We start from the raw sequence: 20,110 nt of genomic DNA on the forward strand, positions 1-20,110 counted from the left end.
AAGGTGTCATGCAATGGCAGGCACCTTAGCACATGGCTTATTGGTGACTGGTACAAAGGAAAGTGCGGAGAAAAATACAATGAATATTCGCGTTGCACAGGTCAATGATGCTGAAAGAATCGAGATGCTTAATGCGCAGATTGGTGTGAGCCTCTCACTTTCAATTATCCGGGAAAAGCTAGCCCATATGAGGGCGTCAAACAATGATTTGGTACTGGTCGCCGAGGTATGCGGTCTGGTAGTGGGCTATGCCGCATTGCATCTTCAGCCTGTATTTTTTCAGGATCAGCCAAACGGGAGAGTCTCTTCTCTGGTTATTGATGAAACCTTTCGTGAGATGACCATAGGGACACAACTTTTAGATGCAGCCAGGAGCTTTTTTAACAATAAGCAATGTTGTCGTGTAGAAGTTTCCAGCCCATTTCATCCCGACGATGCCGGAGGTTTTTACCTCAACGTTGGATATCGGCTGACACCATCACGATATCTGAGGCTGATAGCGAGTCAACAGTCAACCGACAGTGACAGAGGGAATGTGTGTCGGCCAGCAGGCTGGCAGTAATAATTATCTAAACAAAGAGAGACAGTATTTTGGCTACATTAGTGATTAACGGCGGTAAACCGCTGTCAGGGAAAGTGACTCTGTCCGGAAATAAAAACGCCTTGTTACCTATGGTATGTGGTTCGCTGCTAACAGATGAGCGCGTTGTTCTGACCAATGTACCTCCCATCTCAGATTGTGACAAATTGACACACTACTTTTCTGACTTTAATGCCCATATTGACCATGACAGACAGCGCGATACTCTGAGCTTGCTACATAAGTACAACCAATGGCGTCATCACTCTGCCATGTTACCCACTGGTATTCGTTCAACGGTATTATTGATGGCGCCTCTGTTACATCGAACGGGCGAGTTTATTCTTGATCAAAGCAGTAAAGGTTGCTCGTTGGGAGTGAGAGAGATAGACCCGCATCTGGAGGTCGTTCGCGCCTTTGGCTGCAAGGTGGCTTATGATGGAAATATCTGTCGGATTAATGCACCGCAGCAAATGAATGCCGCAGACATTTGGTTGGATTATCAGTCAGTGACCGCGACGGAGACGTTCTTGATGATGGCTGTGCTGACTCCCGGTATATCAACACTGACCAATGCTGCCTGCGAGCCTCATGTTAAATATTTCTGTCGTTACCTTATCGGTATGGGAGCTAAGATCAGTGGTGTTGGCACATCCTCGCTAATAGTTGAAGGGATCAGCACACTCAATGGGATATCATTTCGTGTTCCGGATGATCACCATGAGGCCGCAACTTATGCCGCAATGGGCGCAGCGACTGGGGGAAATATTGAAATTGAATCCGATATTGTCAGCGAATTACCCTTGATCATTCGCCAGATGCGAAAAGTCGGTCTGAATGTCACGCTCAATGGAAACCGTATTTACACTGATGTCAGTGATTTCAGAGTGCAACCCAGCCTCACGCCAGAGACCTTTATTAAAGTCGAAGCTGCGCCTTGGCCATATTTTCCGGCGGACTTGTTACCACAAATCATCAGCGCGACAATTCAGAGTCAGGGTGAGGTGCTGTTCTGGAACAAAATCTATGAAGGGGCACTCTTCTGGTCATCGGAGTTAGTGAAGTTTGGTGTGCGATGTCACCTTTCTGATCCTCACCGCCTGCTTCTTACTGGAAACAACACGTTGCGTCCAGCCTCAGTAGACTCACCTTATATCATCAGGGTGGTGCTGGGTTTATTAATTGCAGCATTACAAATTAAGGGCAGGTCAGAAATACGCAATGCTGATCCCATTGCAAGGGCACATCCTGACTTGATTGAAAAATTGACTCATTTGGGTGCGGACGTGGAATGGCAAGACATACAAGAATAAATTGTTAAGGCTACAGCATTTATGTGTCCTCCAAGTGATGGTTCTCTACCATCGGTTGACTCAAGATAGACAATGAAAGATCACTGAAATGAAAAAATTCATCTTACTCATAGGTTTGACGTTAGGCGCTGTTGCCAACAGTGTCACAGCGGCTGGTTTGTCGGACACGATTAAAAAGGTAGAACAGCAAACAAAAGGTAGGGTGGGGGTTGCTGTCTGGGACAGCCGGGATAATTCATGGTGGAATTACCGGGGCAGTGAGCGGTTCCCAATGATGAGTACCTTCAAAACATTACTTTGCGCCAAGGCCTTGCATGATATCGAGAGCGGTTCGCTCAGCTCTGATGCATCAGAAAGAATAGAAAGCAAAAACCTGATTCCATGGTCGCCAATAACTGAACAGCGGGTAGGTCAGTCTATGACGGTTATCGAGGCATGTGAGGCAACAATGCTAACCAGTGATAACACAGCAGCTAACCTTGCATTGAACTTAACGGGTGGTCCCTCTGCGTTGACAGCTTTTCTGATTAAACAGTCTGATTCAACCACTAACCTGACCCGATTTGAACCTGACTTGAATACGGCTATTCCTGGGGAAAATCGCGATACTACATCGCCCGAGGCCATGTTGCGTACACTTCAAAAAATTCTGCTTGGCAATGCATTAACGCGCAAACACAGAGCACAGATTTTGATGTGGATGAAGAACAACAGAGTCTCTGATCCACTATTACGTTCTGTGCTCCCAGCGGGCTGGCAAATTGCTGATCGGTCGGGTGCTGGAGGTTATGGCTCTCGCGGGGTTACTGCACTGGTTTGGCCTAATTCAGACAGAAAGCTGATGGTGAGTATTTATCTGACCGAGACAAAACTTGATCTCACCAAGAGAAACAAGGTGTTGGCGGAGATAGGCAAAGCCGTATTTTCTAATTACAGATAGCGTTATGAAGCCGCCCCTCCTTGTCGGGGGCGTGATAATTTCTCTATCGGATCTTGATTGTCTTCGATGGTAATAGTGTCTGATAAGTGATCTGGAATTCCAGAGCAATAACTTTCTTGGAACTGTCTGTGAGTAAATATATTCGTTTGTATTTTCTTGAGGGCTTGTCATTTCACTCGGACTTCTCAATCAAACATTACAGTTCATCATACCAGTCAAACTCGCTGAATTATGTACCTGCAGGTTGTTTGTAGCGTCAATTTTCATATCTGTTTCACGCCTTCTTAGCTCGGGTGGCCTGACTTCTTATTTTTTCTACGAGGGCAAGCACGGGCTCGAACTTGCTTTGAGTGAGCACTAATACTTGGCCTCAATCTGCCTCATATGGATGGACTTGAGGTATGTCAGTTGGTGCGGATACCGAAAGGCGTTGAGTCCATTTAGCAAACAGATTTTCTGCATTTAGTAAGCACTAAGACCTACCTAACAGATTTCAACTTTTTTCAGATTGTTTTAAACAAAGCTTGTGATAAATCAAGGGTATGCAGTTGCAAGTCCAATTCCGCCCTTGTAACCTCGACGCCTTAATAACGACCTCACTATTATGTGTTTTTTTAAGGGATCAAAATGAGTAATTTCAAAGAGTACAAAGTGGTACATATTGTCGAAGGCGGTTGTGGAACTGTGTTGTTGGGAGCGAGTGGTATCCCTGTCCAGAAAATGGAAGCGGAGTTGAATACCCTCGTTCAGGACGGCTGGCAGGTTGTATTCCAAGTGATTGAGCAGAAGCGTTTTATGCTGTTCTGGAAACGTGAAGCTGTGATCATCACTTTGGGTCGTTGATGTGAAAAGCCTGTCATTGGCATTGATCCGCTGGTACCAAGCGAAAGGCGGATCAAAAAAGCTATTAAACATTGAATGCAATTTCGAACCAACCTGCTCTGAATATACCCGCCAGTGCATTGAGAAATATGGTGCGCTTAAAGGATGGAAGCTAGGTTTAGCAAGGATCCGTCGCTGCAATCAGCCAGACCTTGTAGAAAAAATACATGATGAGATCCCCTAATGAGTATATTTGAACCCATCGAAGCCCTTGAGCACAGGGAAGAGCGACTCTCTGCAGAAGTAAAAACGCTGTCAGATGCTGAGCGCAAATTGTATTTTAAAGCGCAGACCAAACAGCTCAAAGATCCTGATACCTATGCGTCCCTCAACTGGTCTTTTATTGGCGGTATTCACCACATTTATCTGGGAAAGTATCTGGTTTTTACTGTTGAATTTATTTTACTCCTAGTGGCTGTTGCTGGAATCGTTGCCGGGTTCGAACTCTTCATCATTATTTTGGTTGCGCTTGCCTTATTCGAATTACCTCAACTGTTCTTTTCGCAAAAGATCGTGCGCCAGAAAAATTATCAAATCTCTCGCTCAATTCTTGATGAGATCAAGCGCAGTCCCAATAAAGATGTCTGACACTCAATTAACTGTTTTTCTCGTGCGTCAGTAACCATTTTTTTGCGTCAACGCCGCCGGCATAGCCAGTGAGCTTACCGTTTTTGCCGATAACCCTATGGCAGGGGATCACGATTGAGAGTGGGTTCTTTCCATTGGCCGCGCCAACAGCACGTGAAGCTTTTGGTTTGCCGATGGCTTCGGCCAGTTGCTGATAGTGAATAGTTTCACCGTAAGGAATTACCTGTAATACCTGCCAGACTTCTTTCTGAAAGTCGGTGCCCGATACATCTAATTCGATGTTAAATGTCTGTCGTTTGCCATCAAAATACTCATCGAGTTGATGACAAACTTCAGTGAAAGGGGACTTATCATCGATCAGGTTTTCTGGCATTGCAGTTGGCAGTTTGTGATCGGGGAAGAAAATGCCTTTCAAGCCCTTTTCTGAGGCAATCATTGTGAGTTCGCCAAGTGGGCTGGGGTAGCGGAAAATATAGTGCTGCAAATTAACCTCACCTTCATTATCAATGTGCTGAACTAATTAGCCTTCATGAATCACATTAGATTCACGTTGGATGAGTGAATCGGTCCACTATAACAAACCCGTCATAGGTCAGTCAGACAAGTGCTGTTGTATTCGTCGAAAAGTGAAGCTGTTGGTTAATAAAGAAATGCTTAGGCGGGAAATTATTGCGGTGATAGCAATATTTTTAGCTAGCTGATGGTGTATTTTCTGGTGCTGCCAAAGGTCAAATTGGGAGCTGCATCAGTGTAATGGCAGGACAAAAAATAAAGCCCCTCAACGGGGCTGTCCTAACTCATATCAAGCTCGCATTGAACAGGCTACGTCCCTTGACTGTCGCCTGCCGTTGCATTCATTACTGATTGAGGTAAGCGCAAGCAGTCATAAATGCTTGCTCCTGAAACTGCTTCAGGCCAACTTCTTTCATTGATACGTCAACAGGGCTGCGTTTCAACGACTGTTTCATGTCAGCTGCAGTCAGGATTTCACAGTCGATATTGTCAAGAAGTTGCAGAGCTGCTTCAATTTTAAAGCCGATTGCACTGCCAGCAAACTTACCTTTCATTGGTCGTTCACGAACAACAATCTTTTCAACTTTGTAATCTTCCATCAGTTTGGCAAACGTGCGTTGAAAATGACGCATTTCTTCCGCGTTAGAGGCGTCTGCAATGGTCATTTTACGGGTCCGGCACTCTGGTACTTCGAACATTCCCTGATTCAGTTCCAGCAGACAGATGTTAGCTTCGTTGCTTTTTAAATCGACGGCACAAATTCTCATGATCTTTTCCATAGCGGGTTGGAGGCCGATAGTATAGGCAATGCAGAGCCTGTGGTCATCGAATAAGATCATACTGACCGTCGATTGCCGAAATTTCACGCAAAAACGCATGCCAAGATTTTACAGCAGGAGATATTTAGCGGAATTCAGCGAAAGATGTGCCAAGTGCTTGCTCGGTTAGTCCTCTGACAATACTAATATCAGGGTGCTTTTTCAGGTCTATGTACTCAACCTCGCGATAACCTCCTGTTCGTATCGAGTAGAAGATCTTCACTGTTGGTTTGGTCATGTCATCCTCGTTCTGCTGAGTCACGAGGCCAACTCTGCCATTACTGAGCTCAATGACTGATCCGGGAGGATAAAAGCCAACGCATCGGATGAAAGATTTAAGTAGGTCAGTATCAAGATGAAAAGGAGTGAGACTGATCATCACTTTAAAGGCTTCTGACGGCGACATTGCCGGTTTATACACTCTGTCTGTCGTCAGAGCGTCAAAAATATCGACAATGGCTGACATTCGACCGACAGAGGAAATCTCATCACCTTTTAATCTGTTGGGGTAACCTGTGCCATCTAACTTTTCATGGTGCATCAGGCTCACATCACGGCTTATCTGGCTCAATGATGTCATGCTGTTCAATATGGGTTGTGACAATACCTGATGCTCTTTCATATGAACAAACTCGTCATCAGTTAGCTTTCCGGGTTTATTCAATACCTCATCGCGAATCATCACTTTTCCAATATCGTGAATCAATCCACCAATCGCAAGATCCTCCAGTAAAGGTTTATCGAAACCCATGTAACGACCAAAATTGACAAGATGAAAGGCAACGCCCAGAGAGTGTTCAAGTAAATAGGTACTTTTCTCTCTGATGCCATTGATCCAGAAAACAGCATCCCGTCTTTCGAAGATATTATTGACAATATCTGACCCTAATTCTCGAAGTGGGGCTATTTCAACTTCTGCTCCCTCAGCAATATTGGTCAAGATCTTTGTCAGGTGCTTTTTTGTCTCGTCGACAAGTGTTTTCGCCGCAGACAGGTCTAAGTTTTCAGGGATCGAGGATTGCTCTCCAACCGGGATTTCAGTTGCAACCAAAGGCTGGACGAACTGAGACTGGAAAAGATCAACGAGCACGAAATCCACATTTTGCTGTCGCAGGCTTTCGATGGTTTCTTCTCGCCTGATGAACCCCGGCTGCCGGATTTTTGCCCTGGTGTTGTTTGATTCTATTTGCTCGACATACATGCCGATCCGAATTTCATCAATGGCTACTCGTTGCAGCATTGAACTGACTCCGTTGACTGGGTACTGATAGAGAAAAATGGTGGAATTGACAGGTGTATACTTCTCTCGTCAGCATATTTCGCTTTTTGGCTCTTACATTTTAAGATAGTTCAGTAATAAATCCATGTTTTTGCCACGGTTAACTCTTCAGATGACTAATTAATATACATTCTTATGCATATTAATCTGGATGGTAAAGAAAAGTTCATCCCCGTGATGCCACTATCGCGGGTTGTCACAGTTGTGGTTAAAGCGAATTTACAGCGACGATCCTTGTATCCTTTACCACGACTTTTACTACAACGGCAATCTTTAACACTCAAAAAATGAGAGAATCGGCTTAGTTAACGGTTACTGAATTATCACATACAGTCTCAAGAGCCGACATATCGGGGCGATGTAATTAGGGAGAGAAACGTGAAACAACTTGATACCAACCTCATTGAGGCAGATTGGCTCGTTGAGCAATTAGATCACGAGAGTGTAAAGCTGGTCGACTCAACCTGGTTCATGCCGGATTCTGGCAGAAACGGCAAGCTTGAATGGGCACAGTCCAGAATTCCCGGTGCAGTTTTTTTTGATTACGATAGCGAGATAAAAGATCACCAATCAAGTCTGCCGCATATGTTGCCAACGCCCGAAAAGTTTGAAAAAGCAGTGGGTGCCTTAGGGATTTCTCACTCAGATTTGATTGTCGTTTACTCGCGGAATGGGCTGTTTAGTGCTGCCCGGTGCTGGTGGATGTTTAAGGTTATGGGCCATCAGAATGTCGCAGTGCTTAATATGTCATTTGATGAGTGGGATTCAAAAGGCTATCCGGTTGAACGAGGCGAGCCAGTTTCTGGAATCACACAGGCCGTGTATCAATCCCAATTCGCTCCAGAGAGAGTGATAGATAAACACGATCTTCTTCATGCGCTAATGACTAAGTCGTCTGCTGTGGTTGACGTTCGCCCAGCACAACGGTTTTGGGGTCAGGTCCCGGAGCCAAGGGAGGGCATGGCCAGCGGCCATATGCCTGGGGCGAGCAATTTACCCTTCATTAATCTCATTGAAAATGGAAAACTCATAGTAAAGGAAAAACTTCTCCCTCTTATTGAACCTTATGCTGCAGAGAACAGACCTTTAGTATCATCATGTGGCTCGGGCGTTACAGCATGTATCTTTGCTTTGGCGATGGAAGAGTTTGCCGATAAAACTGTGTGTGTTTACGACGGTTCTTGGAGTGAATGGGGCACACATCCTGACTTGCCCGTTACCAAAGAGTGAGCAGGCGTTTATCCGTCTGTTTAAAGTTTAATTACTAAAAAATTATACTATTTCCGATGTCTGGCCGCTGAGACACTTGGAGGACACCTTTCCTCTACAACTCAGCGGTTTTCTATTTTTGATGTTGATTTATATTTAATGGATCTAAATCACAAAAAAATAATGATATTTATAGATAATCTCACCAACTATTTGAGTGTCATCAAGTGCTACTGAAATAGCCCAGCACGCTGTACTGTATACCCCCTCTTTATGTAGAAAAAAATTTATACAAAATTAATATTTCGTTAATACTAATAACATATTGGTGGTTAGCGAGAGTTGTGGAACGTCTAAATGAGCAAAACAGCTACAAAAAGCACTAATAAAGCACTTCTTCCTGAACGTATCCAAAATCTTGTCAGTGCGCTGTCTGAGGGTGTATTTGAGCGAGACCACACCATTAGGCTTTGCCTATTGTCGGCTTTGGCTGGTGAAAGCGTTTTTCTGCTTGGTCCGCCGGGCATTGCGAAAAGTTACATTGCCAAGCGTCTCATACAAGCCTTTGATCAAAGCCAATACTTCGAGTATTTGATGACCCGGTTTTCAACACCGGAAGAGGTCTTTGGACCTTTATCTATCCAGGATCTTAAGGACCACGGAAAATACGTCAGACTGACAGAGGGTTACTTGCCCAAAGCTGACGTCGTATTTCTTGATGAAATTTGGAAAGCGGGTCCAGCTATCCTCAACACCTTGCTGACAGTGGTCAATGAAAAAATCTTCCGTAATGGGCATGAGATATCTCCCGTTCCAATGCGATTACTCATCACGGCATCTAATGAGCTACCGGAAGAAGACAGTGGACTAGACGCCCTGTATGATCGGATGCTTGTCAGATTGTTCGTTAATCGCATTCAGGAAAAAAGTAATTTTAAACGCCTGTTATGTGAGAAAAACCCCGATCAAGACCTTCATATTGATCCCGCACTTAAGATCACCAGTGATGAATACCAACGATGGCAGGCGCAAATTGACCACATTTTGGTACCAGACAGTGTGTTCGAAAAGATTTATCAGCTGAAAAGTATGCTTGAGGCGTCATCTGGTCAAGATGAGAGTTCGCAGGCTGATCTTTTCTACATCTCAGATCGTCGTTGGAAAAAAGCAGTGAGGCTACTCAAAGCCAGTGCATTTTTTAATGGCCGGAATGAAATTAACCCCGCTGACATTTTGTTGCTGCAGGAATGTTTATGGCATTCACCGGATTCTCGGAACACAGTCACTGAGGTCATGCAGCAGTTCTGTCGTGAGGTGGCATTTGATCAGCATCATTCGCTGACATTAGCTAACGAAGCAACTGCTGATATTACCGATGTTGCAGACGAAACGGTTAGTGCTCTTTGCTATTCGATGGACACTGACATTGTGATGCGAAAGCCCAAGTACCAGTGTGGTTTGAAGAAAGCTAGGCGTTATAAAGTTAACAGCAGTAACGACCTGATAAAATTTGTTGTTCTGGAGAGCAACCCCTCAGTGTCGGAAAAGGAAAAAGGGGACACCCGGTGGGTGTATGTAGATGCCGGTGACTTTGAGAAAAAAATCAAAAGCGGACAATGCGAAGTCTACGGGTACGTCAACAAGAATCCGAATTTGTGTCTATTGCGCTTCGATGTAGATGCAGATAACCGCCTTATGATTCGCGACATTGCCAACCGATCTGTTCCTGTTGCCGTTGCTGGTATCAGTGATACAGACCAGGAAGCTTTTGCTCGTTGGCTGGCAAGTGCTGAGTCTTCTATTGAAAAACTGGAAGAAGCAAAACATTTGCTTAAACTCGCCCGCGTTGGATTTAATGGAGCACTGCCTCACCTTTTCGCAGCAACAGATCTAATAGAAATGACGGCGAACAGTTTGGCCGATGCCGAAGATAGCCTGCAGCGCCTTTCGATTAAGTTCGACAAGAACGCTCACCGCATAAGCAAGTTAATCGAGTATTTTGAGTAAGGAATAACGATGTTAAGTCCTGAAAGTCTTCAACTGGGTATGATGCTCGCCGAGACCAGCATGCTTGAGAATGCTGTCGGTGATCTACTTGCCAAGCCTGAGCTGTTGGTGCTGACAGATGCAAGTCCTGCTGCAAAAACGGCTGTACGTCAGCATATCCGGAAGTGGAGACATGGCGTAAAACGCCGTCTAAGTACCGACTGTATTACTGAAAATTTGAAGAAAGAGTTGGAGCTTTATCAACAGGCTGTGGGGATGAGCCATGGCGAATTTGAACAAAACTGTCGTGATATGGCTAAGAAGCTTGAGGGTAAATCACATTTTTATCTTGAAGCACGAAGACTGATAGACCGCAATGGAAAGACGCATAATCCTATGTTTCAGGAGTACTTTTGCGATAAATGGCATCAGCATTTGGCAGAGTCGATTAAAAAGGCTCAAAAAAGAGAGCTGGCAATACACAAAGACAAACTGCTTAAAGAACTCTATCAACGCATTGAAACCTTTAAAACGCTGGAAGAAGTCCGTGAGCATGGAGATGCCAATCAGTCTGGCCGACTGTGGGATATGGCGTCGGCAAAAATGACCAGAACAGACATTGTCTTACTCAAACGGTTTATTCGCTTTTTGAAAGATAATCCCGAGCTGCAGGAGATTGCGAATAAGCTCGGGAGAATGGCCAATGAGACCGACGATCCTTCGCTGCACAAAAGCCCAGCTGAAGAGCTCAGGCTGGTGGAGGAGAAAAGTGATCTAGTGGCTGATGATATTGTCGGAATTCATCAGAGCGATCACTTGGATAAGATGGTTCCAGCGGAGACTTTGTTCCTAGCTGAGCCTGAATTGGAGATCTTATTTTATAAGCATTTCGCCGATAAACGCTTAATGACATATCGGATGCAAGGTGCCAGCAGAACACTCAGAAAAGTGAAAGCATTTAAACCTGCAAACAAAAAAGTTGAGGTTGAGAAAGGGCCATTCTTAATATGTGTTGATGCATCAGGTTCCATGAATGGTTTCCCAGAGCAGGCTGCAAAAGCCATGGCATATGCGCTTTTGGATATCGCTTTATCTGAGAGCCGGGATTGTGTTGTTACCCTGTTTTCTACTGATCACATCAGCTACGAGTTTACTGGTGAGCGTGGGCTTCGTGAGGCTATGGATTTTCTCAGCTACAGTTTCCATGGCGGAACCGATCTCGAACCTGCATTGAATCATGCGATCGATTTGATGGAGACAGATAGATACGTCAACGCTGATTTAGTTGTGATATCTGACTTTATTGCGCCTGAGCAGCCGCAACCACTGATTGAGAGAATTGGTAAGCTGAAAAGCAAACACAATCGGTTTCATGCAGTAAACCTGTCCAAATATGGCAATCCCAGTTTGATGAACATGTTTAATCATTGTTGGGAATACTGTCCTTCACTGTTAAATCGGATCGTAAAGCGTTTTTAACAGGCAAATGACAAGAAAAAGGCGGCCTTTCGCCGCCTTATTTTTTTTTGGTTTTTGTTAGCTCAGGAGTAATCCGTCATCAGCTAATTCTTCACCGCGCACTTTGCTGAACATCTCGAGCAGGCTTGGAACATCCATATTTTTGCGCTCTTCACCATCAACGTCTAACACGATATTGCCCTGATGAAGCATTACCGTTCTGTCGCCACATGCCAGCGCATCTTTCATTGAGTGAGTAACCATCAACGAGGTCAGGTTAAACTCAGTGATCACTCGTTTTGTCAGTGAGATAACAAATGCGGCCATTCTTGGGTCGAGAGCTGCGGTATGTTCGTCAAGGAGAAGTAACTTACTCTCTGATAAAGTGGCCATGATCAGACTCACTGCTTGACGCTGTCCACCTGATAACAGACCGATACTATCGCCAAGTCTGTCCTCAAGGCCGAGACCGAGTATTGATATCCGCTCGCGAAAAACATTACGGCGCTTTGAGCTTAGCGCCATGTTCCAACCCCGAAGTGAGCCTCGTTTATAAGCAAGTGCCAGGTTTTCTTCAATAGTGAGCGATGCACAAGTTCCCGCGAGTGGATCCTGAAAAACTCGCGCTGCCAGTGTTGCCCTCTCATGAACGGCTTGTTTAGTAACATCAATACCATCGATAATCACTTGTCCACCAGCCATTGGCGTCTCGCCAGTTACAGCCCCCAACAAGGTGGATTTACCCGCACCATTTGAACCAATAATGGTGACAAACTGGTTTTTTGGGACGGTCAGGTTCACGCCGCGCAATGCCCGGTTTTCAAGAACAGTACCCTGATTAAAGGTGACCTCAATATTTTTAAGTTCAATCATTTTGCTGCCCTTACTTCTCGGAGCTTTTTCGATTTCTGATATTGCACCCTAAGTTTCGGTGCAATCAGAGCAACCGCGACCAGCACAGCAGTGACCAGATTGAGATCAGATGCCTCAAGACCAAACATGCCTGAACTGAGCGCGAATGCAACTGCCAGTCGATAGAGAACAGAGCCGAGTATGACAGCCACGACTGCGACCCACACTTTTCGCCCTGGGAGAATGGTCTGCCCCAGTATGACAGCAGCCAGACCAACCACTATGGTTCCGACACCGGAGGTGACATCTGCAAAGCTATTGGTTTGAGCGAACAGTGCGCCGGAAAAGCCAACAAAGGCGTTTGACAGTGCAAGTCCAAAGTAAGTGTAAAATGCAGTACTTGCTCCCTGCGCTTTCACCATTCTTTCATTGACACCCGTTGCTCTGAGTCCCAGACCGAAATCACTGGCAAGTAAGCGAATAACGAAGAGGGCACTGAGTAGCACGAGCACACCAACAACCAGTGGCCTTGCGTACACAGGGTTCATTCCCATGTTTTCAAAGGGTGTCAGTATGGTATCTACACCCAGCAAGGCAACATTAGGTCTGCCCATAATGCGTATATTGATTGAAAAAGCAGCAATCATTGTCAGGATACTGGCTAAAAGATTTAGAATTCCACATTTTACGGTAAGAAATGCGGTAACCAGACCTGTCAATGAACTGACCAATATCGCGGCGAATGTGGCTACCCATGGATCAACACCTGAGACAATGAGAGTGGCTGCAACTGCTGCGCCCATCGGAAAACTGCCGTCAACGGTCAGATCTGGGAAGTCCAGTACTCTGAAAGTCAGGTATACGCCCAGCGCGACCAGGCCGTATACCAAACCCACTTCAAGAGTACCAAAAAAAGCTATGGCATTCATGACGTTACTACTTCCTTACTTCTCAACGCTTGTTGCGCGCTTCATGATTGAATCTGGTACCGATATACCAAGCTTTTGTGCTGCCTTAAGGTTTACAGCCAAATCAGAACCAGTGGCAACACGGGCAGGGAGATCAGCTGGCGACTTACCTTTTAGCAGAGCAGCAACGTAGTCCGCTGTTTGAACGCCAATTTGATAATAATCAAAACCGAGTGCCGCGACTGCGCCATTTGGGATGTAGGATGTCGCACCACCAATAACGGGCTTTTTAGCTTGATTAGCGGCATTGACAAGGCCATCAATCGCACTGGCAACTGTGTTATCCGTAGGTGCGTAGATTGCATCTGACTGAGCGGCGACAACTTGCGCGGCAGATTGAACGTCTGCACTTTTAAGCGCCGTACCTTCGACAACTTTAATTCCCTGATCTTTCGCTGCCTCTCGCAGTAACTCAACCAGTGTCACTGCGTTTGCTTCACCTGGGTTGTATACAACGCCAATCGTTGTCATTTCTGGTAATAGCTCTTTGCTAGAGCTAGGTGCTGAGCAACGGGGGATAAGTCGGATAAACCAGTAACATTAGCATCAGGCTTATCCATATTTTTGATAAGCTTCGCGCCAACAGGGTCTGTGACGGCAGTAAAGACAACAGGAATTGTTTTCGTTGAAGAGACAAGAGCCTGAGCTGTCGGCGTCGCTATACCGACTAAAACATCTGGGCTTTCTCCCACAAACTGACGTGCAATCTGAACGGCTATTGCGGGGTTCCCTTGTGCTGTTTGAAAAGTGAAGTCCAGATTTTTACCGTCTTCGTAACCTAACGTTTTCAGACCATCAAGAATCCCTTGACGGGTTGCGTCCAAAGCTGGGTGCTCCACGATCTGCGATACGGCAACCTTAGCTTTCTCTGCGGCAAATGAAACAGGGGTTGTGAGGAAAGCGGCCGCGATACAAGCTGATGCCAGTAGTTTTTTTGTCTTCATGACTATTACTCCCTTTGATACTCAGGCGCTATTGCGCTTTTAACTGAAAGTGATTTCCAATTTGCAATATTCACACTACTTTTTGGAACAAGTTGACAAGATAGTTATAACTAAAAATTCACATGTCACCTGTGATGGAGTGACTGAAAATGAGATAAAAGGCCTATCCTGTTACTGAATTTCAGAGCTAAAACACCGTTTTAAGCGATTAGTGTTTTCTTTAACACAAAAAATCTATATGTTGCATATATACACGAGGTAACTCATGTTTCTACTGTATTTGTCTCTTACTTTCCAAAGCAATCTAACGTAAATCACATAAAATTGAACGATGTTTTTATATGACCATTTTCAATTTTTGAAGTATCAATGTTCTTTTACACTGTAAATATTAACGATTAGTTTGTGCCTGCCATTGTCGTTTTTTGAAATTATTATCATATTATTCAAATATTTATGATTGGAATGTGTAATTTGATGCCATGGGCTGATCTCCACTCACATTGTCAAAGCTGTATTCAGTACCTTTGAACACATAAAGAAACTTCATAGCCAGCTCTTTACTTCTGTCAGCTCCAATTCAATTTTCTCTCATTCTCTCAAAACAATTAATACAGACGACTCAAATACTAACAATGATCATTGCATAAACAAAAATTTAACATGTACGCAATAGGGGATTACAACAAAATAACATTACCTTTCAGCTAAATTGATCGTTTTTCGTTAAAGACATTATTATTTTTAGTGATTTTCGACCAAGTTTTAGAAGGTGTGTTATTGGTAACAAAAAATAGAAGCGAGATATGCGTAAGGATTAATAGCGCAACAAAAGCTATTTCTGCTGATTGCATATCGGAGCTGGAATCTCCAGATCTGAAGTGTCTTATCTGTTTAAAACAGTGTTTGCTTAAATTTTTTAAATCATCGATATTTCGACGGTCACTTTGGAGGAAGTTTTCTATTAAATGAGATTTTTGCGAGTGCGGTATTTTTTTTTGCGACAAAGTTCAAGCTGCATAATAAAAACATCAAAACTCAAACCCATATTAAATACCATGTCGGCCAAATAGGGAACGGTTCACGGTCCAGTAACAATCACAACAAAAATACTTTTTTCTTTTTCAATATTTTTTGCTTACGGTTTATTTGGAGGCTCAAGGATGAAGCGCTTTTCTGCGTTTTTCGCAGTATTTTTCTCTTGCAATGCATTTGCGTCTGGGGAAACAGGGTCAGGGATTATTGATCTGACTAGTTCGTACATTGGATATATCTCATTGGCTATTTTTGGTATCGCATACTCGTTAGTGATATTGGAAGAGCAGATTCATTTAAGAAAATCTAAACCTGTCTTGCTAGCTGCAGGCTTGATCTGGCTAATGCTGGGTTTCACCTACAGCTCCTACGGTGATATCGAAGTTGCACAATCAGCGATAGAGCACAATCTACTTGAATATGCTGAACTGATGCTGTTTCTACTGGTTGCAATGACATACATTTCTGCCATGGAAGAACGGCGTCTTTTTGATGCATTGAAAGCTTGGATAACCAGTAAAGGCTACGACCTTCGCTCTTTGTTTTGGATCACGGGTATTCTTTCCTTCTTTATATCACCGATCGCAGATAACCTAACGACAGCGTTGTTGATGTGTACTGTTGTACTCAAAGTAGGTGGGAATAACCCGAGGTTTGTTAACATTGCTTGCGTCAATATTGTCGTGGCCGCAAATGCGGGAGGCGCGTTCAGCCCATTCGGTGATATCACTACGCTGATGGTGTGGCAGGCAGGGCAGGTCGAGTTCTTGCAATTTGGTGCTCTATTCCTGCCATCCGTTGTCAACTACGTCATTCCTGCATTCATCATGTCTCTTTTTGTTCCCCGGGTTCAGCCAGATGTTGTCAAGGAACATGTTGAAATGAAGCGTGGTGCAAAACGGATCGTATTCCTTTTCCTTTTAACCGTTTTTACGGCCGTTGGTTTCCATGGCGCTGCTCATTTCCCTCCTGTGATCGGTATGATGATGGGGCTGGCTTATTTACAATTCTTCGGTTTCTATTTAAGAAAGACGTTACCGCGTTCTCTTGCGAGAAAACGAGCAAAAGCGATGGCGAAACAAGACGAGGCGGCACTCAAAAGACTCGGTTCGGTTGTTCCCTTTGACGTTTTCAGCCGGGTCCAGTTGGCAGAGTGGGACACCTTATTGTTCTTCTACGGCGTGGTAATGTGTGTGGGTGGATTGAGTCTGATTGGATATCTCAATATGGTATCCAATGTTATGTATTTACAGTGGGATCCGATCTGGGCAAATACCATAGTGGGCATTTTGTCAGCGCTTGTTGATAATATTCCAGTGATGTTTGCGGTCTTAACGATGAACCCTGAAATGTCTCTCGGAAACTGGCTTTTGGTAACCCTTACAGCTGGTGTGGGTGGCAGCCTTTTATCACTGGGTTCTGCTGCTGGTGTTGCTCTTATGGGGCAGGCTAGAGGCATGTATACCTTCTTCGGCCATTTGAAATGGGCGCCAATCATCATGTTGGGATATGTTGCATCGATTCTGGTCCACCTCTGGCTGAACGCCGGCAGCTTTAACGTCAGTATTTGATGTGTCAAAAAAGTGCGGCTTCTTTGGCCGCACTCTTCTCCCTCTGCTTTATTCTTAAACGCCTTTTCCCCACTTTTCTTACCAAAATATAGCGTCCAAAGGGTATACACGAGCCAAGTGGACTTAGGTATAATCCGCGGCCTTTCTGAGAGAATTACGCATTAACAGGTGAGAACATGGCAAAACGCGCTGCAGCACTACATATTTTGGTCAAAACGGAAAAGCAGGCTCTGGATATCCTTAAACAATTAAAGCAGGGTGCTAATTTTCAACAACTCGCGAAAAAATTTTCCACCTGCCCATCAAAAAAAAGAGGTGGGGATCTTGGAGAATTCAATCAAGGTGATATGGCACCAGCCTTCGACAAAGCTGTGTTTCGTGGTGAACTTTTAACACCTATTGGTCCGGTGAAAACTAAATTTGGTTTTCACATCATAAAAGTACTGTACCGAAACGTATAAACCTTTAATGGTTATGTGGCGAGATGAGAGAGTGTCGTTTACGTCGGGCGGGTCATTTTACTATATGCAGTGTTATGTATTTGTTTGAGTCGGGTTTCAGGCAGGTTTAATCTAGTATCAATCCCATTGAAATGATTCTTTTATTCCAAGTTTCGCAGCGAGCCAAAGAAAAATAGGTGACAATGTCACCTATTTTTCTTTTTCTTGGTCGATATTTTTTAGTCAGCGAATATGTCTCTGAACTCTTTTTTCATTGGCGGCTTCAGACGTGCTTTTTTAAGTTGCTTGCAGAGGTCTTTTACGCAATTGAATAAGACCTGATCGAGTAGCTGCGCTTTATACGCCTCAGCGTCATCGTCGCTCATGTCTTCAATTTTTGCATCCTGATACTGGCTGAGAAAATCTACGCCCGCATAGCTCTGACTCAAACTTACCAGAGCATGGAATTGTTCAAAATTATCGAGAATATTCTGTGCGCTTGCCGGCAGTTCATCCCATGCTTCTCGCACTGTAGGCTCGCTTACCTCGTGAACAGAAACCAGCATACTATGCATTTCTACCGGAACCTGTTCATATTTGATCACCTGCTGCAATTCAGCAGACAGATCTTCAAGTTTTACAGTTTCAATGGCGGTTTCTTGTTGCTCTGACATCGCTTTTCTTCCCAGTGTCACAAAATAATCGGCCATCGTATCCTTGTTGATATATATGTCAAGTGAACAACGCTGCATGGCTGAAAAGTTGGTCAGAAAAAGGCTTTCTGTAACTAGCGAGCCTCATTTGCACCTATATTTGGTGTTGGTTCATCAGTGCTAGCAGCGGTTGGTGCGCTCATTTTTATTTCCGGCAAAGCGCTGGCGTCGTCCTCTTGATCTTCGTTAATCAAGGAAAGCATGACTTCTTCCTCAACCAGCTTATTTTCACCAGACAAGCAACCGCCTTTCTCTATTGTTAGTTGTTGGCTGTTGACGACTCCCATCATTCTGCCGTTAGACAATATCTCAACGTCGTTGGCAATACAGGTTCCTTCAACCAAGCCATTTATGGTGACGTGCATAGCCCGTATTTCACCAGAGAAATGGCCCGTCGACGAAATGACGACCGAATTTGCATTGCAAATCGAACCCTCACAGAATCCATCTATCTGGATGTCGCCTTCTAACTGAATTTCGCCGCGAATATTGCAATTCTTTGCTATTACCGACAACGAACTTGCTGATTCCTGTTTATTCTTGAACATACCTAACAATACTCCTGTCGTATCACTATGTTTCTAACATGGCTAAACTGCGCCACGAATTCCATGAATCTAAGGCCTCTGTTCTTTTTCAGTGTATCGCACGGGACTTATTCAACGAGTGATTTTTTTATCAAATAATCGATGATAAAAAGTATCTTCTCGTTTATTAAACAAGTGAACATTTATGTTGTTCAAAGTTTGGTTTGGACAGGTTCTGAATGAAATTTTCGCCACATAATTTCAGTTAAGAGTGACTGTTTTGATAGACGATATCTCTCATTATTGATGGTGTGAATCTCATAGTTGTTTCATTGAGCATCGTCGCGTTACGCCGCAGGAATGAATATGATTTTGCTTGCCCACACATGTGTCGTGTATTTGATGGTCACTCAGGCGTTTTTACGCATAATAATTGATTCGCTCCATTGCTGGGTAAGTCGAAGGCTGTTATAACGCTTTATCAAAGGATTACTGTAATTCAGGACATAGTATGACAATCCAACTCACCACTTATCAGGCTCGAATGATTGGCTGTCTTCTTGAGAAAGAAGCGACGACTCCAGAACAATACCCTATGACACTGAATGCACTGACAAATGCTGCAAATCAAAAGAGCAGCCGGGACCCCGTCTTGTCTCTGTCAGAAGCCGAAGTCATGGACACACTTGAACAACTGAAGGAAAAAAGGCTGGTCAGTGATGTCGAGGGTTTTGGCAGCCGAGTAACCAAGTATCAGCACAGGTTTTGTAATACCGAATTCGGTAATCTCCAATTTAGCGATCAGGAAAAAGGCATCGTCTGTGTGATGTTGTTACGTGGGCCTCAGACTCCCGGTGAAATCCGTACTCGAACAAATCGTCTTTGTACATTTTCTGGTGTGGCTGAGGTTGAAGATGTGCTCAATAACTTATGCGAGGCTGGCCATGTGGTTATGCTTCCGCGAGAACCTGGTAAGCGTGAATCAAGATATGCTCATTTATTCAGTGGTGAAATCGAACACCATGAAGAAGTATTAACTGTATCTTCGCAGGCAAAGGAAGCGAATGATGATTTGCTATCTCGCCTTGAAGTGCTGGAGGAAGAGGTCAAAAGTCTGCGACGTGAGTTGAGTGCCTTAAAAGGAGAAGGAGAAGGAGAAGGAGAAGAATAACTCCTCAAAGATATTGGACAAAACAGCAAATCAATGTGACTGGTTCGTTTATCTTATTCGAACCAAAGATGCGGCTTTATATTGTGGTGTCACGACGGACGTTGACCGTCGTTTCAATGAACACCAGGAAAATGGCACTAAAACTGCAAAGTATCTCAGAGGGAAGCAACCTTTGATTTTGGCGTGGTACAAGCGAGTGGGTGATAAACGTCTCGCAATGCGATTGGAGTACCGCATAAAAAGGTTGAAGAAAACGCAGAAAGAACGCCTTTGTTGTGATGAAAAGTATTGGTTGGTGTTCTTGTCTACTACGGACTGAGATT

General features: G+C 44.3%; 20 protein-coding genes and 1 pseudogene. 13 read left to right on the forward strand and 8 right to left on the reverse strand.

Annotated elements, in window-relative coordinates; all coding sequences use genetic code 11:
- Window positions 1-13 precede the first annotated feature (13 nt).
- The 6 genes from A8L45_RS06130 (at window position 14) to A8L45_RS06155 (ending at window position 4,303) form a co-directional block, all read left to right on the forward strand.
- Window positions 14-562 (forward strand): GNAT family N-acetyltransferase, encoded by a 549-nt coding sequence (locus tag A8L45_RS06130; protein ID WP_083228228.1) that lies wholly within the window; start codon window positions 14-16, stop codon window positions 560-562.
- 29 nt (window positions 563-591) lie between these two features.
- The gene (locus A8L45_RS06135) at window positions 592-1,893 is read left to right on the forward strand and encodes a UDP-N-acetylglucosamine 1-carboxyvinyltransferase (protein WP_068900277.1); all 1,302 of its coding nucleotides are present in this window, start codon (window positions 592-594) and stop codon (window positions 1,891-1,893) included.
- Between the two features lie 88 nt (window positions 1,894-1,981).
- Window positions 1,982-2,833 (forward strand): class A beta-lactamase, encoded by an 852-nt coding sequence (bla, locus tag A8L45_RS06140; RefSeq protein ID WP_068900279.1) that lies wholly within the window; start codon window positions 1,982-1,984, stop codon window positions 2,831-2,833.
- 627 nt (window positions 2,834-3,460) lie between these two features.
- Window positions 3,461-3,676 (forward strand): DUF4177 domain-containing protein, encoded by a 216-nt coding sequence (locus tag A8L45_RS06145; protein ID WP_068900281.1) that lies wholly within the window; start codon window positions 3,461-3,463, stop codon window positions 3,674-3,676.
- A gap of 1 nt (window position 3,677) precedes the next feature.
- Window positions 3,678-3,899, forward strand: coding sequence for a membrane protein insertion efficiency factor YidD (gene yidD / locus A8L45_RS06150; protein WP_068900282.1), 222 nt, complete (start codon window positions 3,678-3,680; stop codon window positions 3,897-3,899).
- Window positions 3,899-4,303: a hypothetical protein gene (locus A8L45_RS06155; protein ID WP_068900284.1), complete on the forward strand. Its 405-nt coding sequence runs from the start codon at window positions 3,899-3,901 to the stop codon at window positions 4,301-4,303. Before yidD ends, A8L45_RS06155 begins: the two co-directional genes overlap by 1 nt.
- 7 nt (window positions 4,304-4,310) lie before the next feature.
- Here A8L45_RS06155 and A8L45_RS06160 read toward each other — a convergent pair whose 3' ends face one another.
- The 3 genes from A8L45_RS06160 to A8L45_RS06170 form a co-directional block, all read right to left on the reverse strand.
- Complete coding sequence (locus A8L45_RS06160; RefSeq protein WP_068900285.1) at window positions 4,311-4,787, reverse strand: methylated-DNA--[protein]-cysteine S-methyltransferase; 477 nt, start codon at window positions 4,785-4,787, stop codon at window positions 4,311-4,313.
- Between the two features lie 373 nt (window positions 4,788-5,160).
- Window positions 5,161-5,583, reverse strand: a complete 423-nt coding sequence (locus A8L45_RS06165; RefSeq protein ID WP_068900287.1) for a DUF3010 family protein — start codon at window positions 5,581-5,583, stop codon at window positions 5,161-5,163.
- Between the two features lie 136 nt (window positions 5,584-5,719).
- Entirely contained in the window at window positions 5,720-6,874 is a 1,155-nt protein-coding gene (locus A8L45_RS06170) for an HD-GYP domain-containing protein (protein ID WP_068900288.1), read from the reverse strand.
- A 417-nt stretch (window positions 6,875-7,291) separates the two neighbouring features.
- On the opposite strand from A8L45_RS06170, the gene A8L45_RS06175 reads away from it, so the two are divergent.
- From A8L45_RS06175 to viaA, 3 genes are all read left to right on the forward strand, one after another.
- On the forward strand, window positions 7,292-8,143 hold the full coding sequence (locus A8L45_RS06175; protein ID WP_068900290.1) for a sulfurtransferase: 852 nt from the start codon (window positions 7,292-7,294) through the stop codon (window positions 8,141-8,143).
- 336 nt (window positions 8,144-8,479) lie between these two features.
- Window positions 8,480-10,129, forward strand: a complete 1,650-nt coding sequence (locus A8L45_RS06180; protein WP_068900291.1) for an AAA family ATPase — start codon at window positions 8,480-8,482, stop codon at window positions 10,127-10,129.
- A 9-nt stretch (window positions 10,130-10,138) separates the two neighbouring features.
- Window positions 10,139-11,587 carry an ATPase RavA stimulator ViaA gene (gene viaA, locus A8L45_RS06185; RefSeq protein ID WP_068900293.1) on the forward strand — a complete coding sequence of 483 codons (1,449 nt, stop codon included), beginning with the start codon at window positions 10,139-10,141 and terminating at the stop codon, window positions 11,585-11,587.
- 57 nt (window positions 11,588-11,644) lie between these two features.
- Here viaA and A8L45_RS06190 read toward each other — a convergent pair whose 3' ends face one another.
- From A8L45_RS06190 to A8L45_RS06200, 3 genes and pseudogenes are all read right to left on the reverse strand, one after another.
- Window positions 11,645-12,439: an ABC transporter ATP-binding protein gene (locus A8L45_RS06190; RefSeq protein WP_068900296.1), complete on the reverse strand. Its 795-nt coding sequence runs from the start codon at window positions 12,437-12,439 to the stop codon at window positions 11,645-11,647.
- Window positions 12,436-13,347, reverse strand: coding sequence for an ABC transporter permease (locus A8L45_RS06195; RefSeq protein WP_068900298.1), 912 nt, complete (start codon window positions 13,345-13,347; stop codon window positions 12,436-12,438). Before A8L45_RS06195 ends, A8L45_RS06190 begins: the two co-directional genes overlap by 4 nt.
- A 15-nt stretch (window positions 13,348-13,362) precedes the next feature.
- Window positions 13,363-14,330, reverse strand: a pseudogene (locus tag A8L45_RS06200) (ABC transporter substrate-binding protein).
- 1,163 nt (window positions 14,331-15,493) lie between these two features.
- Here A8L45_RS06200 and nhaD point away from each other — a divergent pair.
- Complete coding sequence (nhaD, locus tag A8L45_RS06205; protein ID WP_068900299.1) at window positions 15,494-16,936, forward strand: sodium:proton antiporter NhaD; 1,443 nt, start codon at window positions 15,494-15,496, stop codon at window positions 16,934-16,936.
- Window positions 16,937-17,112: 176 nt separating this feature from the next.
- The gene (gene ppiC / locus A8L45_RS06210) at window positions 17,113-17,397 is read left to right on the forward strand and encodes a peptidylprolyl isomerase PpiC (protein ID WP_068900301.1); all 285 of its coding nucleotides are present in this window, start codon (window positions 17,113-17,115) and stop codon (window positions 17,395-17,397) included.
- Between the two features lie 218 nt (window positions 17,398-17,615).
- Here the strand turns inward: ppiC and A8L45_RS06215 are convergent, their stop codons facing one another.
- Both A8L45_RS06215 and A8L45_RS06220 read right to left on the reverse strand, forming a co-directional pair.
- Entirely contained in the window at window positions 17,616-18,050 is a 435-nt protein-coding gene (locus A8L45_RS06215) for a DUF3069 domain-containing protein (RefSeq protein ID WP_068900351.1), read from the reverse strand.
- A 113-nt stretch (window positions 18,051-18,163) separates the two neighbouring features.
- Window positions 18,164-18,637, reverse strand: coding sequence for a bactofilin family protein (locus A8L45_RS06220; RefSeq protein WP_068900302.1), 474 nt, complete (start codon window positions 18,635-18,637; stop codon window positions 18,164-18,166).
- Window positions 18,638-19,127: 490 nt separating this feature from the next.
- Between A8L45_RS06220 and A8L45_RS06225 the strand changes: the two genes are divergently transcribed.
- Window positions 19,128-19,787: a YceH family protein gene (locus A8L45_RS06225; RefSeq protein WP_068900304.1), complete on the forward strand. Its 660-nt coding sequence runs from the start codon at window positions 19,128-19,130 to the stop codon at window positions 19,785-19,787.
- Window positions 19,788-19,797: 10 nt separating this feature from the next.
- The gene (locus tag A8L45_RS06230) at window positions 19,798-20,106 is read left to right on the forward strand and encodes a GIY-YIG nuclease family protein (RefSeq protein ID WP_068900306.1); all 309 of its coding nucleotides are present in this window, start codon (window positions 19,798-19,800) and stop codon (window positions 20,104-20,106) included.
- Window positions 20,107-20,110 lie beyond the last annotated feature (4 nt).

The sequence above is a fragment of the Veronia pacifica genome (genome assembly GCF_001707825.1).
GTDB classification, from domain to species: domain Bacteria; phylum Pseudomonadota; class Gammaproteobacteria; order Enterobacterales; family Vibrionaceae; genus Veronia; species Veronia pacifica.